The organism is Pseudonocardia benzenivorans CB1190, from assembly GCF_000196675.2.
GTDB classification, from domain to species: Bacteria; Actinomycetota; Actinomycetes; order Mycobacteriales; family Pseudonocardiaceae; genus Pseudonocardia; species Pseudonocardia benzenivorans.
This window is the reverse complement of sequence record NC_015312.1, coordinates 2,368,396-2,384,458: the sequence shown is the minus strand read 5'-3', so window position 1 is coordinate 2,384,458 and position 16,063 is coordinate 2,368,396. Positions and strand designations below refer to the sequence as shown.

The 16,063-nt window shown below is 73.0% G+C and carries 10 protein-coding genes; 6 read left to right on the top strand and 4 right to left on the bottom strand.

The genetic code is table 11. From position 1 onward, the window contains the following. The first annotated feature begins 3 nt into the window (after nt 1-3). Nucleotides 4-1,995: a LuxR C-terminal-related transcriptional regulator gene (locus PSED_RS11295; protein ID WP_013674369.1), complete on the top strand. Its 1,992-nt coding sequence runs from the start codon at nt 4-6 to the stop codon at nt 1,993-1,995. Nucleotides 1,996-1,997: 2 nt separating this feature from the next. On the opposite strand, the gene PSED_RS11290 is transcribed toward PSED_RS11295, so the two are convergent. Next, a complete protein-coding gene (locus tag PSED_RS11290) occupies nt 1,998-3,521 on the bottom strand; it encodes a 4-hydroxyphenylacetate 3-hydroxylase family protein (protein WP_013674368.1) in 1,524 nt (507 codons plus the stop codon). Nucleotides 3,522-3,663: 142 nt separating this feature from the next. On the opposite strand from PSED_RS11290, the gene PSED_RS11285 reads away from it, so the two are divergent. The 3 genes from PSED_RS11285 to PSED_RS11275 all read left to right on the top strand — a co-directional run bounded on the left by PSED_RS11285 (nt 3,664) and on the right by PSED_RS11275 (nt 8,068). After that, nucleotides 3,664-5,937, top strand: a complete 2,274-nt coding sequence (locus PSED_RS11285; protein WP_013674367.1) for a helix-turn-helix transcriptional regulator — start codon at nt 3,664-3,666, stop codon at nt 5,935-5,937. Between the two features lie 101 nt (nt 5,938-6,038). Then, nucleotides 6,039-6,989 carry a dioxygenase family protein gene (locus PSED_RS11280; protein ID WP_013674366.1) on the top strand — a complete coding sequence of 317 codons (951 nt, stop codon included), beginning with the start codon at nt 6,039-6,041 and terminating at the stop codon, nt 6,987-6,989. Continuing rightward, complete coding sequence (locus PSED_RS11275) at nt 6,986-8,068, top strand: maleylacetate reductase (protein WP_013674365.1); 1,083 nt, start codon at nt 6,986-6,988, stop codon at nt 8,066-8,068. Before PSED_RS11280 ends, PSED_RS11275 begins: the two co-directional genes overlap by 4 nt. Nucleotides 8,069-8,073: 5 nt before the next feature. Here the strand turns inward: PSED_RS11275 and PSED_RS11270 are convergent, their stop codons facing one another. Together PSED_RS11270 and PSED_RS11265 are read right to left on the bottom strand one after the other, a co-directional pair. Beyond that, nucleotides 8,074-8,934, bottom strand: coding sequence for an MIP/aquaporin family protein (locus tag PSED_RS11270; RefSeq protein ID WP_013674364.1), 861 nt, complete (start codon nt 8,932-8,934; stop codon nt 8,074-8,076). A 238-nt stretch (nt 8,935-9,172) separates the two neighbouring features. Next, nucleotides 9,173-10,429, bottom strand: coding sequence for an MFS transporter (locus PSED_RS11265; protein WP_013674363.1), 1,257 nt, complete (start codon nt 10,427-10,429; stop codon nt 9,173-9,175). A 251-nt stretch (nt 10,430-10,680) separates the two neighbouring features. Here PSED_RS11265 and PSED_RS11260 point away from each other — a divergent pair, with 251 nt between their 5' ends. Then, nucleotides 10,681-11,079 (top strand): hypothetical protein, encoded by a 399-nt coding sequence (locus PSED_RS11260; protein WP_013674362.1) that lies wholly within the window; start codon nt 10,681-10,683, stop codon nt 11,077-11,079. Nucleotides 11,080-11,158: 79 nt separating this feature from the next. Here PSED_RS11260 and PSED_RS11255 read toward each other — a convergent pair whose 3' ends face one another. Continuing rightward, on the bottom strand, nt 11,159-13,582 hold the full coding sequence (locus PSED_RS11255; protein ID WP_013674361.1) for a heavy metal translocating P-type ATPase: 2,424 nt from the start codon (nt 13,580-13,582) through the stop codon (nt 11,159-11,161). Between the two features lie 1,313 nt (nt 13,583-14,895). Between PSED_RS11255 and PSED_RS11250 the strand changes: the two genes are divergently transcribed. Then, nucleotides 14,896-15,915, top strand: coding sequence for a helix-turn-helix transcriptional regulator (locus PSED_RS11250; RefSeq protein ID WP_013674360.1), 1,020 nt, complete (start codon nt 14,896-14,898; stop codon nt 15,913-15,915). Nucleotides 15,916-16,063 lie beyond the last annotated feature (148 nt).

The following is a 16,063-nucleotide window of genomic DNA, read 5'->3' as shown; positions in this document are numbered from 1 at the left end:
TCGATGGCCGGGCGTCCGGACCCGCCGCCGGCGTGGTCGCGCACCCCCGGCCGCGACGGCCGTCTGATCGGCCGGCTCCGGTCGAGCACCGACGGCGTGGTCGTCGTCAGTGGCCCGGCCGGGGCCGGCAAGAGCATGCTGGTCGACGGATGGGCCCGCGGCGAACGGCACGTCCGGGTCGTCCGCGTCGCCCCGCGGCACAACTCCGCCGACACGCTCCGCCACGACGTCCTCGCCACGGTCGGGGCCGCCCCGGGGCCGGCGGATCCTGACGCCGACTGGTGGCCGGAGCGGCTCGCCCGCGTGCTCGCTGCGGGCCCGTACACCGCCGACCGTCCGTGCCGGCTGGTCCTCGACGGCGCCGACACGATCGCCGACCCGGAGGCGCAGCTGGTACTGCAGGACCTCGTCGAGCGGCGGCCTGCTCTGTTGCGGCTGCTCGTCACGACCCGACACCGCAGCCCGAGCTGGATCGCCCGTGGCCGGGCGTGCGGGTTGGCCACGACGATCACGGCCGACGAGCTGCGCCTGCAGTCGGCCGACGTGCGCGCCCTCGTCGGCCACGACCTCCCTGAGCTGGACGGCTGGGCGCTGGGTGTGGGGCTCGTCGCCGAGCTCGGCAGGCGGGGCGCCGGGCCCACCATCCGGGACTACCTCCGTTCCGAGGTGATGGGCCGGGTGACGACCGAGGTCCGGCACCTGCTGTACGCCGTCTCGGTCGCGGGCGCGACCTCCCCCGCGCTCGCGATCCATCTGACGGGCAACGCCGCCGCCGGCCGCCTGCTCGCACAGTTCGCGGACACGTCGCAGTTCGCGACCGTGGCCGACGGGCCCGTCTTCACCCTCCATCCGGTGCTGTCCGCACACCTGCGCGACGAGCTGGCCGTCGAGCACTGGGAGTCGTCGGTCGCGCTGCGCCGCAGACACGCCGAGTGGCTCGCCACGCACGGCCGACTGGACCTGTCGACCCGCTGCTACGTCGAGCTGGGCGACGGTGGGACGGCGCGTCGCTCGCTGCTCGCCCACTGGCAACGATGCGTGCTGTCGGGACGGCCCGAGGTGGTCCACGACGCCCTCGACACCCTGCCCCCCGACCAGCTGGCGCCGGACCCGCGGACGTGCGTCGTCGCGGCGATGGCCCGGATCGCCGCCGGCGACCACCGCGGCTGGCGGCGATGGATCGACGTCGCGGCGGCCGCCGAGACCACCGAGCTGGAACCGGGTCTGCCCGTCGGGGTCGCCGTCGCCGCGTCCCGACGGCTGGCCGAGGCGGTGACGAGCGGGACGGTGACGAGCGGGACGGTGCCGAGCGGAACGGTGCCGGACCGCGACGCAGATCCTCCGCTGCACGGGCTCTGGATGGCGATCTCGGAGGTCGCCGACGGACTCGCCCTCATGTGGTCGGGCGACGGCGTCGCGGCGACCGCACGCTTCCGGCGGGCCGAGGTCGCGTCCCGGATCTCCGGGGACCAGCTCGCCCTCGTCCATGCGCTCGCCGGACTCGCTCTCACCGCCGCTCGCGACGGCGCCCCCGACACGGACCTGCTCGCCGACGAGGCGATCGCCGTGGCCGACCGGCTCTCGCCGCAGTGCCGGTGGGTCGTGGTGAACGCCCACCTCGCGCTCGCCACCGCGCACCTGTCGGCCGGTGCGGCGCAGAGTGCCCGGGCCGCCGCCCGCACCGTCCTCGAGGTGCTCGAGGCGTTCCCCGACGAGCTGGAGCAGCGGAGCCGGGCCGCCGCCCGCGACGTCCTCGCCGCGCTCGACCGGACCGCGGCGCGCCGCGAGCAGCGCGCACGCGATCTCTCGTCGCGGGAGCAACGGGTGCTGCGGGCCCTCTGCGGTCCGCTGACGCTGCGGGAGATCGCCGACGAGCTCTTCGTCTCGCACAACACGGTGAAGAGTCAGGTTCGGTCGATCTTCCGCAAACTCGGTGTCCACGACCGGGCGGCGGCGGTGGCAGCCGCCCGGTCCTGGAGTACACGGGAACGGTGACATCACACCGCTGCGGCGCTGTCCTGGCGGCGGGCGTACTCCGCCTGCGTCAGGTAGTCGGTGCGGTCCTCCTCGCGGACGGTCTCGATTCCGCAGATCTGCCGCGCGAGGTCGGCGACCGGCCCGGCCGCCGACATCTCGGCCCGCTTCATCGTGAAGGTCCGGATCGCGAGCAGCGGCGTGCCGTTGAAGTTCTCGAACGTCGCCATGCGCGCACCCCAGTCCGACTGGAACAGGTCGCGGATCACCCGGCTGATCTTCAGCCGGTCGTGCGGACGGCCGACCGGCCCCGTGTGCAGGGCCTCCAGCCACGGCCGCAGCGCCGGCTCCTGCCACTGTCCCTCGGAGGGGAACACGAGCGCGGCGCGCCCGGCCAGGTCGACCAGCTCGGCGCTGAGCCGGGCGATGTTCTCCAGGTAGTAGGCCCGGCCGAAGTCGAACATCAGCACGTTGGGCTTGTACGTGCCGCCGGGGGTGAGGAAACCCTCCTCCTCGCAGCCCAGCACGTGCGCCTTGAGCGTCTGGTGAAAGCCTGCGAACTGGGCGAGGCGAGCGGTGACGGGCGGGAGCTGGGCCACCCCGGTGTGCTCGGTGATCAGCAGCGCGAGGCCGAGCATCAGCTCCGCGCGCACCATCTCCCGCACGAGGCCTTCGTAGTGGACCCAGTCGAACACCCGCTGCGGGTAGTACGAGGCGTGCGCCGGGTTCCCGAGGTGGAACACCCGGTTCCACGGGATGAAGACGTTCTCGAAGATGACGGTCGTGTCCAGCTCGTCGCCCTGGGCGGCCATCGGGTGCTCGACGGTCTCGCCGTCACGGACGTTGCTCTCGCGCGACACCATCGTGACGCCGGGGGCGTTCGCCGGCACCGCGGCGAAGATGATCTGCTCCTCGGGGATTCCCGGCCGGTAGAAGACCCCCACGTTGAGGACGTCGCAGAAGACCGCGCCGGTGGCGATCGCCTTCACCCCGGTCACGACGATCCCGTCGTCGGACCGGGACACGACCCGCAGCGCGGGCGACTCGGCCTGCGCCGACTCGCGCGACCGGTCGGTCTGCGGGTCGACGAACGCGATCGCACAGTTGAGGTCGCCGGCCTTGGCCTCCTCGAAGAAGTCCAGGATGCCTGCGGTGAGGTCGCGCCCGTCGGTACCGATGGACTGATCGCTCCACGGCTGCGGATCGTCGACGTAGGTCCGCAGCACCGAGTTGTTGACGTCGGGCGACCGCGGTGCCGAGCCCGCACCGAGCAGCCGCATGACGGTCTCGTGGTAGCGCCGCTTGCGGCGGAGCCCGTCCCTGTCGGTGTTCTTGAACCACATCATCGAGCGCCGGACGCCGTCGTCGTCGACGTAGGTCAGCACCTCCTCGAGGTCCGGGCGGTGGTGCAGGTCGTAGAAGTCGGCGGTCAGCCGGGCGAAGGCCCGCGTCGCGGGATGGGTCGCGACGTTGTCGATCAGCTCGTCGCCCACCCATACCCGGCGGCCGTCGTCGAGAGCGTCCAGATACTGCCTGCCAGTGCGCATCGGAGTCCTTCGTCGGTCGGTGTCGGTCCGGCGAAGTGTGGGTGCGGTCGGGGTGAGAGCCGGGGGCGCGCGCGGCTTTCACCCGGGTGAAAGCCGACCGGCGTCGGGTGCGCCCACCGCGCCGAACGCCCATGCTGGTGTCATGCCGCCCGTGCGTCGGGAGATCACCGAGGCCCTGGCCGCCCTGGACCGGGGCATGCCGTCGGCGCTCCTGGTGGAGCTCGACGAGCGGACCCGCGCATCGGGAGCGTTCGCGCAGCTGACCGCCGCTGCGCGCGCCGCGGCCCACGCCGTCGTCGTCGTGCCGGCGCGGGAGAGCGACGAGCTGTCCGCGACCTCGGCGCTGCTGGAGGTCCTCGCCGGGTCGGACACGGGTGACGCCGACGGCGGCGCCATCGCCGACCGGGTCGCCGAGCTGCTCGACGCGCGGTCACACGACGCGCCGGTCGTCGTCGTGATCGAGAACGCGCGCTGGACCGACCCCGCGACACTGCTCGCCCTGCGAACACTCCCGGAGCGCCTGCGGCACCTCCCCGTCCTGTGGGCCGTCGGTGTGGAGCCCGGATCGTCACGGGTCGACCGCGTCGTCGCCGCGCTGCGCCGGATCGGTGCCGTCACGGTCCCGCCGGAGCCACCCGGTTGGGACGCGGTCGCCGGCGGGCCGGCGGCACTGCTGAAGGTCGGATCGGTGATCGGGATCGAGTTCGACCCGGACGTCGCCGCCCGCATGCTGGGGACCTCCGTGGGGAGCCTCCTCCCGGAGATCGACGCCGCCCTCGCCGGCGGCGTGCTCGTCGACAACGGACCGACGTTGCGGTTCGCCGACGCCCGGTTCCGCGACGACCTCTACGGGTCGCTGCCGTCCTCGGTGCGCCGTGCGCTGCACCACGAGGTCGCCCGCCACACGATGGCGTGGCCGGGTGGGGAGGCTGCGGCCGTCCGGCACCTCGCCCGGTCGACCGGGCGGCTCTCGGACGAGGATCTCGGCATGGTCCGCGGTGCCGTCGGGCGGCTGGCCACCGTGTCCCCGGAAGACGCCGCAGAGCTCGCCTTCCAGGTCAGCGAGCTCTTCGCCGGGGCCGACCCGCACCGTGTCGAGTTCCTGATCACGGGGGCGACCCACCTCGGCCGGACGAGCCGGGTCGGGGAGGCGCTGTCGATCCTCGAGCACCTGCAGGTCAGCGGCCTGGCCACGACGGAGGAGGCGCGACTGCGGCTCGTCGCCGCGCACCTGCACCAGGCGGCCGGTGACGACCACGAGGCGATGGACCACGTCACGCACGCCCTGGCCCTCCCGACCCTCGACGCACACGTCGAGCTCGCGCTCCTGAAGGTCCGCGCCGCCGGTCACGTCAACCTCGGTGAGACCGACGCGGCGATCCGGGTCTCGCGGCCCCTCCTCAGTACTGCCCGCAGCAGTGCCGACCCCGCGACCCGGGTCAGCGCGGACCTGTTCGCCTCACAGCTGGCGTTCAGCCAGGCGAAGGTCACCGCCGCGATCGAGCTCGCGGAGCAGGCGGCCTCGGGTGTCGAGGTGTCGGCCACCAGGCCGCTGCACGCACCGCGGATACCCGAGCTGTGGCTCGCCACCGTACTGCTCTCGTCCGATCGCGCCGACGAGGCGGCCGACCTCCTCCTCGAGGGGCAGCGCCACTACGAACGACGTGGGCTGGGCTGGTCGGCGCCCTACTGGCACACCGTCCGGGCGATCGAACGCTGGATGTGCGACGAGCTCGACGACGCCGCCGCCGAGGCGGAGACCGCGCTGGAGGTCGCCGACCGGCTGGACATCGTGCGGACGCGACGCCTCACCCGGGCCGTCCTGGCCGTCATCGAGGTGGACCGCGGCCGGGTGGACGACGCCCGTCGGGCGCTCGACGGAGCGACGCTCCCCCGCCGACCGAACGCATTCGACATCTGGACGGCCGCCGCGCACCTGCGGCTGGCACCGGACAGTGCCGACGACGCACACCGCTGGCTGGATCGCCACGGCAACCGCGCGCGGCTGATGTCCCTGCCGCCCAGGCTGTGGCCGAGCCTCGTCGTTCCCGGCAGACCCGGGCGTCGCCTCCGCGACGTTCTCTGCGAGATCGGCCGCGCCGCACACGACCAGCGCGTCGTCATGGCCGCCGTGGAGACCGCCACGTCGGCGGACCGGCGGTCGGCGTCCACCCGAGCCGTCGCGACGGGAGAGCGCGCGACGTCCGGTTGGGCCGCCCTGACGGCCTCGGAGCGGCGCGTCGCGCGGCTCGTCGCCGAAGGGCACACCAACCGCGCGATCGCCGAACGGCTCCACGTCTCGGTCCACACCGTGGGCACGCACCTGCGCCACGCGTTCACCAAGCTCGACATCAACACCAGGGTCGAGCTGACCCGCGTCGCGCTCCTCCAGGGTGACGTCGCCGGCGACGCCTGATCTCCCGTGACATCGCGTGTTCGCGCGATGTGGTGCTCCGGGCGCCCCACCGACAATCGGTCGGGAACCACACCCGGACCTCGGGTCCCAAGGAGGAAGACATGCACGACCACGTCGTCGACGGCCGCCGGCCCGGGGCCGGGGCCCCGGGGGCGCGCGGCGGAGGTGAGCTCTTCTCCGAGGCCCGCTCGGTGGAGGTGGTCGCGGCGAGCTTCGCCGCGACACCCGACGCCAGGCTGCGTCACGTGATGACCTCCCTCGTCGAGCACCTCCACGGGTTCGTCAAGGACGTGCGGCTCACCAGGGCCGAGTGGGCGACGGCCATCCGGTTCCTCACCGAGACCGGACACATGTGCTCCGACACGCGGCAGGAGTTCATCCTGCTGTCCGACGTGCTCGGCATCTCGATGCTCGTCGAGACGCTCGCGACCCCCTCGGACGGAGTCCTGACCGAGTCCACCGTCGAGGGCCCGTTCCACATGGTCGACTCCCCCGGGCGAGAGCTGGGAGCGTGCATCTCGGGACCTGCCGACGGCGACCCGTGCCTTGTCCTGGGCACTGTCACCGACCTCGACGGCCGGCCGGTACCGGGCGCCGGCGTCGACGTCTGGCAGGCCGACGCGCACGGGTACTACGACGTCCAGCGGCCCGACGTCGACCCCGAGGACAACCTGCGCGGACTGTTCAGCACCGACGGCGGCGGCCGGTTCTGGTTCCGCACCGTCGTGCCGCGGTACTACCCGATCCCGTCCGACGGCACCGTCGGAGAGCTGCTGCGGGCCACCTCGCGCCACCCCAACCGTCCCGCGCACATCCATTTCGAGATCTCGGCCCCCGGCATGCGCACCGTCACGACCCACCTGTTCGTCGACGGGACGCCCTACCTCGACTCCGACGCGGTCTTCGGGGTCAAGGAGAGCCTCGTCCGCGAGTTCACGACGGTCGACGACCCGGTCCGGGCCGCCGAGGTCGGCCTGCCGAACCCCTTCCGGACGGTCGAGTTCGCCGTCGTGCTCGACCGCCACGACCCGATCGGGGAGCGGGCACGATGATCACTCCGCCGCAGCCGTTCGTCCACGAGGCACGGCCGATGCGCGTCCGGTTCGGCGCGGCGCTGGACGCGGTGCTCGCCGACGAGGTCCGCCGCGCCGGGCTGCGCCGGACGCTGGTGGTCTGCTCCCCCGGGCAGGTCGGGCTCGGGGACCGAGCCGCTGCCGCCCTCGGCGAGCTCTCGGCGGGGGTCTTCGCCGAGGCCCGCGTGCACGTACCGGCCGAGACCGTCGAACGCGCCGTCGAGCACGCCGCCCGGGTCGGTGCCGACGGCTGCGTCGCCGTGGGCGGGGGCTCGGCCGTCGGCCTCGCCAAGGCCGTCGCGCTGCACCGCGGACTGCCGATCGTCGCCGTACCCACCACGTACGCCGGATCCGAGATGACGCCCGTCTGGGGCATCACCCGAGACGGGCTCAAGACCACCGGCCGGGACTCCCGCGTCCTGCCCACGAGCGTGCTCTACGACCCCGGGCTCAGCGTCGGGCTCCCCATGCACGTCACGATGACCAGTGGGCTCAACGCGATCGCCCACGCCGTCGAGGCGCTCTACGCACCCGACGCGAACCCCGTCACGTCGTTGCTCGCGACCGAAGGCATCCGCGCGATGACCACGTCGCTGACCCGGATCGCCGACCGCCCCGTCGACCGCGACGCCCGCGCCACCGCCCTCTACGGCTCCTGGCTCTGCGGCGCATGTCTCGGCGCCACGACGATGTCGCTGCACCACAAGCTCTGCCACGCCCTCGGGGGGACCCTGGACCTGCCCCACGCCGAAACCCACGCGGTGCTGCTCCCCCACGCCCTCGCCTACAACCAGGACGCGGCGCCGGTCGCCCGGCAGACCCTTGCCGAGCTGCTGGGCTCGACCGACCCCGCCCTGGCCCTCTGGGAGCTGGCCCGCACCCTCGGCGCACCCCGGTCGCTCGCGGAGCTCGGCATGGCGGAGGCGGACATCGGCCCCGTCGCGGAGCAGGTCGTCGCGCATCCCTACGCCAATCCCGCACCCGTGACACCCGACGGGGTGGACCGCCTGCTCCGAGCGGCATGGTCGGGTCGGGTCCCAGGACGAGGAGGCCGGTAACCGGGTCAGGCGTCGGGATCGGTTTCGGTGTCGACGACCCGGCCGGGTTCCGGGCGCTCACCCAGGCGCGCCCGCCCGGCGAGCGTGCTGCCCACCAGCAGGTCGTACACGCAGATGCCCACGACCCCGCCGATCAGCGGACCGACGAGGGGTATCCACCAGTAGTTGTCGAAGTACGTTCCGCCGCCCGGGAACGCCAGCCGGCCCCACCCCTCGATGTAGGTCAGCAGTCTGGGGCCGAGGTCACGGGCGGGGTTGATCGCGTAGCCGGCGTTGGTCCCGAAGCTCAGGCCGATGGCGACCACGACGAAGCCGATCAGGAGCGCGCCCATGTTCGCCCGCGGGGCCTGGTTGCGGCTGTCGACGAGTGCGGCGATGAGCCCGAGCAGCAGCGCGGTCCCGACGATCTGGTCGATCAACGGTCCCCACAGCCCGCCGTGGAAATAGCTCGCCGGGAACGTCGCGAAGATGGAGAAGGTGGACTGCGACTGGGCCCGGTCGGCGATGTTGTTGGCGACGTCGAAGTCGACGATGGCGTCGCGGTAGAGCGCGTAGACGAGCGCCGCCGCGGCGAACGCCCCGAGCACCTGGGCGATCCAGTAGGCGGGGACCCGGCTCCAGGCGAACCCACGTCGGACCGCGAAGGCGAGCGTGACGGCGGGGTTGAGGTGCGCGCCGCTGATCCCGCCCGCGACGTAGACGCCGAGGACGACGGCCAGCCCCCATCCCCACGCGATGATCAGCCAGTTCGCGGGGCCGAATGGTGTCGACTCGCGGCCCGAGCCGGGCAGCCCGACGACCGCGACGGCGACCGAGCCCAGCCCGAACATGATCAGGACGAAGGTGCCGAGGAACTCGGCCAGCATCTCGCCGCCGACACCCGTCCGGAGCCGTGCCAGACCCGGACCCGCCGCACGATCGACCGTCGTGGACACCTGTGCATCACCTGCCCGAAGTAGGAACGGTGACCGGGCCGAACCCGGCCCACGCGATGCATGACGATACTCAACGATTGCGCTATCGCAACTTTTTGGCTGCTGCCACGGGCCGACGGCGCCGCGGCCGAGGGCATCCGCCCTGCGCGAACGAGGACGAACCGCCGGGTCAGGAGGCTGCGTCGGCCACCGCGCGGTGCGCACGCACCATCGCCCGGGTGGCGAACGGCGAGTATCGCGGCGCCCAGACGAGCAGCGCGCCGACCGCGAGCAGACCGACCCCGCCGACGGCCACGATCCCGGCGGCCAGCGTCGCGAACCCGGCGACAACCGAGACGACGACGGGCCCCGCCGCGTTACCCGTATCGCCCATCAGCCGCCACATCGACAGGAACCGCAGCCGGTTGTCCGGTGGTGCCACGTCCGCACCGAGGGTCATGACGATGCCGGACCCGATCCCGTTACCGAAGCTCATCACCATCGCGACGACGGTCAGCCCGACGATCCCGCTGGTCAGCGGCAGGACGGCGATAGCTCCGCCAAGGACGAGCATCGACGGCACGGCGATGGCGAGCCGGCCGTGGCGGTCCATCACCTTGCCCGCCGGATAGAACAACGCCATGTCCACGGCGCTGGCGATCCCGAACACCACGCTGGTCGCCTCGGGGGTCAGTCCGATGTGGACCGCCCACAGCGGGAGCACCGTCTGGCGGGCGGCGCGCGTCGCGCCGATCGCGAGCACCGCCGTGCCCAGCGTCATCAGCACGCGCCGATGCGCCTTCGCCGTGGCCAGCAGGCCCTGCGCGGCCCCGACCGGAGCGGCCGCCTTGACCCGCCCCGACCCGGCCGGCTCGATGTCGGGAATGACCACGAGCAACAGCGCCGCGATTCCCGCGGTCACGACGGCGACCACGTAGGCGGCGCGCAACGACGTCAGACCGATCACCGCCGCACCGACGAACGGCCCGATGAACAGACCGACCCGATGCGAACCCCCGAGCATCGACAGCGCCCGTGCGCGTAGGTTCAGCGGCGCCACCTCGGTCAGGTACGCCTGACGCGCGAGATAGAACGTCGCACTGCACATGCCCAGGACGAACAGGCAGACGCCCAGGATCGCCAACGACGGCGCGAAGAAGCAGCCGAGCATCCCGGCCATCGAGACCACACCCGCGAGGACCATCGCGCGCCGGTCACCCAGCCGCGCCGCCAGCGCGGCAGCCGGGAGATCGCCCACCAGCTGACCGATCCCCAGCAGCGCCACCAGGAAGCCCGCGGTCCCCGTGCTGGCGCCGAGGTCGATCGCGGTGATCGCGACGACCGGGATCACCGCGCCGTTGCCGATCTCGAAAACCATTGCCGGGAGGAAGACCGACGGCGCCATCGAACGCAACGTCGGCGGGGCGAGGCGCGGCGAGACCGTCATCGCCGGAGACGCTACCTCTTGGCATAGCTAATGAAACCGAGAGATCCGTCGCACCGGCGCTCACACCTGCGGGCGCCTCCGATCCCGCCGCCCACCCGTCCGACCGAGCCGGCGGTCGTGCCGCGTCGGGTGATCGGGGGACAGCGGGTTCGCCCTGCGGCTCGGCGGATCGCCGGACGAGAGCACGGCCGCGCTCGGAGCACCGTTGTCCGCAGCGGATCGACTCCGCCACCCGACCCCAGGAGCCCGTCATGAACACACTCGCGAAGTCCATCGCCGTCGTTCTCACCGCTGCCGCGGTCACCGGGGCGGGAGCCGGCGTGGCGTCGGCCGCGACGCCGACCGCCGCGCCGAGCGCCACCATCCACCTGACGGCGACCGACTCGTACGACCACGTCGCCGAGAGCGAGTTCACCCCCACCCAAGCCAGCGGTGGCGTCCTCGTGTGCCTGGAGGACGCCAACCACCTGAACCTGGCCCAGAGCCGCGCGAGCGGTCCGGCCGGCGACCTGACGATCCAGTTCTCGGCCACCGATCCCGTCCACGTCGTGATGACCCAGGCGGGCCGGACGATCTGGAGCGGCGACCAGGCCCCGACCCCGCTGTCGCAGGTCATCGTCCCGCTCCCGGCCGCGACCCCCCAGAGCTGACGACGGCGCTCGCGCTACGGCGGACCCGCGCTCCGGCCGGACCGCCGTGCCGCCCGACGTCACGCCGGCAAGGGGCGCGTCAATGATCCGCGTGCGACCCGGGCCTGGGCGCCCCCGCCGACGTCGTGGTGTCGGAGCCGTCAGCAGGCCGCGGCAGGCGCAGTCGCTTGAGCAGCAAGGCGTTGACGGCGACGAGGAAGCTCGACCCGGACATGGACAACGCCGCGATCTCGGGGCGCAGGACGAGGCCGAACGCCGGCGCGAAGACGCCCGCGGCGATCGGGAGCGCCACGGCGTTGTAGCCCACTGCCCACGCGAGGTTCTGTCGCATCTTCCGCAGCGTCCCCCGGCCGATCCGCAGCGCGACGGGAACGTCGAGCGGGTCCGACCGCATCAGCACGACGTCGGCGGTCTCGATCGCGACGTCGGTGCCCGCTCCGATGGCGACGCCCAGATCGGCCTGGGCCAGCGCCGGCGCGTCGTTGACCCCGTCACCGACCATCGCGACCCGGCGGCCCTCACCCTGGAGGCGGGTGATCTGTGCGGCCTTGTCGCCGGGCAGGACGTCGGCGACGACGGTGTCGATGCCCAGGCCCTCGGCGATGCGGCGGGCGGTGGCCTCGTTGTCGCCGGTGAGCATGACGACCTCCACGCCGAGCTCGTGCAGCGCGGTGACGGCCGCCGCGGCGGTCGAGCGCGGAGCGTCGGCGAGCGCGATCACTCCGGCTGCCTGCCCGTCCACCGCGATCATCACGGTCGTGCGGCCGGCGCCGGCGAGCTCGTCGCGGCGGCGCCCGAGGTCGCCGACGGCCACACCGTCGCGCTCGAGCAGCCGGCTGTTCCCGACGGCGACCCGGTGGCCGTCGACGGTGGCGGTAGCGCCGTGACCGGGCACGCTGCCGAACTGCTCGGCGGCGCTGACCGCGATACCGCGCTCCTCGGCGTGGGTGACGATCGCGCGAGCGAGCGGGTGCTCGGAGTTGCGCTCCACCGCTGCGGTCAGCGCGATGAGCTTCTGCTCGTCGATGCCGGTCGCGACGACGTCGGTCACCTCGGGCTCACCCTTGGTCAGGGTGCCGGTCTTGTCCATGACGACGGTGTCGATACGGGCCGACGACTCCAGGGCGGTGGCGTTCTTGAACAGCACGCCGCGGCGGGCACCCAAGCCGGTTCCGACCATGATCGCGGTCGGGGTCGCCAGGCCGAGGGCGTCGGGGCAGGTGACCACGACAACCGTGATCGCGAACAGCAGCGCCGTGGTCAGCGGCTCGTCGGAGAACAGCGCCCAGGCCGCGAACGTGACCGCCCCGCCGAGCAGCGCGACGAACACCAGCCAGAAGGCGGCCCGGTCGGCGAGCCGCTGGCCGGGCGCCCTGGAGTTCTGCGCCTGCTGCACGAGCGCGACGATCTGGGCGAGAGCACTGTCGGCGCCGACCTTGGTCGCCCGGACCCGCAGCGTTCCGTCGGCGTTCAGGGTGGCACCGACGACCTCGCTGCCGGGTTGCTTGTGCACCGGGAGGCTCTCGCCGGTGACCATGGACTCGTCGACGTCGGACTCCCCGTCGGCGACGGTCCCGTCGACGGGGATCTTCGCTCCGGGCCGCACGAGCAACAGGTCCCCGACGACGACCTCGGAGGTCGGCACCTCGATCTCGCGGCCGTCCCGCAGTACCACCGCGCGAGGTGGTGCCAGGTCGAGCAGCGCGCGGACGGCGTCGTTGGCGCCGCCGCGGGCGCGCATCTCGAACCAGTGCCCGAGCAGCACGAATGCCGTCAGCACGGTCGCGGCCTCGTAGAACACCTCGCCGCCACCGGTCAGGGTGACGACCACGGAGTAGCCCCAGCCGGCGCCGACGGCCACGGCGACGAGGACCATCATGTCCAACGTCCGGGCCCGCAACGCCCGGACCGCGCCGTCGAAGAAGATCCAGGCGGAGTAGAAGATCACCGGCAGGCTGAGGACCAGCGAGAAGACGTCGTCGCGCAGCCCGAACGGGGCCGCCGCGGTGAAGCCCAGGACCTCGCGGCCGATCGGGGACCACAGCAGCACCGGCACCGAGAGCAGCGCTGCGACGAGGAACCGGTTGCGCATGTCGGCGACCATCGCCGACATCGACATCTCGCCGTGGCCGCCGTGGCCCGTCATCTCGTGTGACGCCCGGGCCGGCGGCGCGCCGGCAGGGGCCTGCGCATGGCCGGCGTCGTGGCCGGCGTCGTGGCCGGCCGCCTCGGCGAGCGGGTCGCAGACGTGCTCGGGCACGGACCGCCCCGCGCAGGCGTAGCCGCAGTCGCGGATCCAGCGTGCCAGCTCGGCCACGGTGGTGCGGGTGGGGTCGTAGCGGACGGTGGCGGTCTGCGCGACCGGGTTCGCCTCCACCGCGTGCACGCCCGGCCGGCGACCGAGCACCGTCTCGACGACGGCCTTCTCGCTCGCCCACTGCACCCCACGAACGTTCAGCACCGCGGTCTCGAGCGGGCCGGCCGTCATGCGCTGCGCCCCCATCGTGCTCCTCCTCGGCTCGACCGCCGCAGACTCTATACCCCGCGGGGGTATCTGGCCACATCGTACGAGCTCCCACCACGCCACGTCGCTCCCGGCTGTCCGGCAGCGTCTCCGAGTCCGCCGGCGCGGCATGGTCATCCGATGGCCGCGCGGTCACCGACCCGGTTCGAAGACACCTCCACCGCCGCCCGGGCGGGGCGAACTCGACGACACCGCCACCTACATCGAAACCGTTCCCACCCTGCGAGCTGCGCACCCTGCCTCGCGGCCGCGTCCTCGCCCTGCACCGGGCGCTGCGGCGGTTCCGTTCACTCCTCTTCGCGCGCGACAGGTGCTGACCGTCTTGCCGGCGCCTCGGCGTTCCGGTCATGCCTCAGAAGCGCTGCGTCGAGCGCGGCGCTGATGCCGGGAGGTAGCGCCATGACGGGGAACGGGGTGGCGTAACCGCCGCTGAGGTCGCGCAACCAGCCGGTCACGTACCCGGCGGCGAAGCCGCCCAGAGTCCCCACGGTGTTGATCAGAGCGATGTTCCGGACCAGCCGGGGAGGCGGCGAGATCGGTGGGGGCGCCGGGATCGGCCAGCAGACCGACCCGGACCCGGCGTCCGCGTTGCCGCCCCTCCGCGGCTCGTCGAGGCACTGAGGCCTTCGATCTACGCGCCCCTCAAGCACGCGTGGCTTGCGGGGCAACGGTGATGTCGGTGGCGGCCGGGCGGACCCGGCCGCCACCCTCCACTGTCGAAAGCCTTCTACCTGCGCAAACGTGCCGAAGGAAAACGACACCACCAGGCCCTAAATCGCGCTGGCCCGCCGCCGGGTCAACGTCGTGCACGCCATGCTGCGCACCAGAACCGAGTTCCGGCCCGACCACCGAGCACCCGCCCGCTCGACAACAGCACTAGGCAGCCTCCTCATCGGTCTGGCCGAGCGCTCCCGGCTCGAGCGGGCCTTCATTGCACCTGCCACAGCGTCGGCCCGGTATCGGCAGATATGCCGGTACCGGGCCGGCCCGACCCGCCCGACCGAGCCACCTCGGCAGCAGGTGTCCCCCGGGCGCTGCCGGACTCCCGCGATGGTCGGGCGTGCGGCGTCGCGGAGGCGCGTGTTCCTCGGACCGGCACCGGACGACCACCGCTCCCCCCGACCCCGCCGGGCCGCCGGGCCGGTCTCCGGTTTAGGTCACCCGCGTCCGTGGTAGTAACACCCGCTCAATGTTGTGACTGACTACCCGAGCGGCGTCCTCCCCGCCCATCGAGCAGCCGTTTCAGTGACGGCCGGGCTCGGGCCGCTGCCGCGGCGATCCTCGGAGGGCACATGCGCTCGCACCAGGCCGGTGAGCTGATGCTGGCCGAGACCGCCGCCTCGGCCGGCACCACCTCCGAGCGCGCGCAGGCCCTGCTCGAGGACCTCCGCCGGCTCGTCCCGTTCGACGGCGCGTGGCTGGCGCTCGCCGACCCGATGGGCCACGGCTACCGCTTCCTGGCGAGCCTCGACCTCGACGGCCCGATCGTCGAGTTCCTCTCCGGTCCGCTGATGGCGCGGGACGTCGAAGTAACCGGCACCGACCGGGCACGCCCCCCGCTGAGCCCGTCGGACCTGCCCTATCCGGCCGAGGAGCTGCCGACGTGGGCCGAATGCCTCATCCCGTCCGCGATCAACGAAGCGCTGGCCCTCGCCCTCGTCACACCGGAGGGACGGCACGTCGGCTTCCTCGCGCTGCTGTCCGGCGACCGCCGCCCACCCTCCCCCCTCACGCGCCGCAGACTCGGACGGCTCGGACCGGTGCTCGCACACGGCATCGACCCGATGCGCTCGCTTCTCACAGCCGCACACCTGGTGCACGGGGCCACGGCCGGCGTGGTGCTCTACATCGACGAACGCTGCCAGGCACTTCCGGGCCTTCCCGCGGACGAGCTGCTGACCCCGTCCTCCCCCGTCCTGGCCACCGCACGCGAACGCATCGGCGACGGGCACGTCTACTCCTCGTTCCTCTGGCCGGTGGGTGGGTCCCACGCCCCGCGCGGGCACGTGCGCGTGACCGCTCTGGCCGCTCCCGAGGACGTCCCGCCGGGGCTGACCGGGCTGGCCCTGCTGTCACCTGCGAGCGATGTCCACGGGCTCACGCCGCGGGAACTGGAAGTGCTGGGCTTGCTGGTCGAGGGGTGTTCCAACCAGCAGATCGCTCATACGCTCGTCGTGGCTCCACGAACCGTGGCCGCGCACCTGGAGCACGTCCTCGGCAAGCTCGGGGCACCGACACGGACACTCGCCGCGGTCCGCGCGGAACGAGGCGGCCTCTACGTTCCGGCCCCGCTTGCCGGCAGGCATGGGTGAGTCGGCGCCGGAGCGCGGGCCCACCGTAGCGACCCTTCCCAGGCCGGAGACCCGGCCCGACCGGCGCAGGGCTCTGGAAGTACCCCGGGGACGACATCGGCCGTCGACCGTGTCGACGCCTAGAACCGGTCCCCGGGTCTGAGCCGCG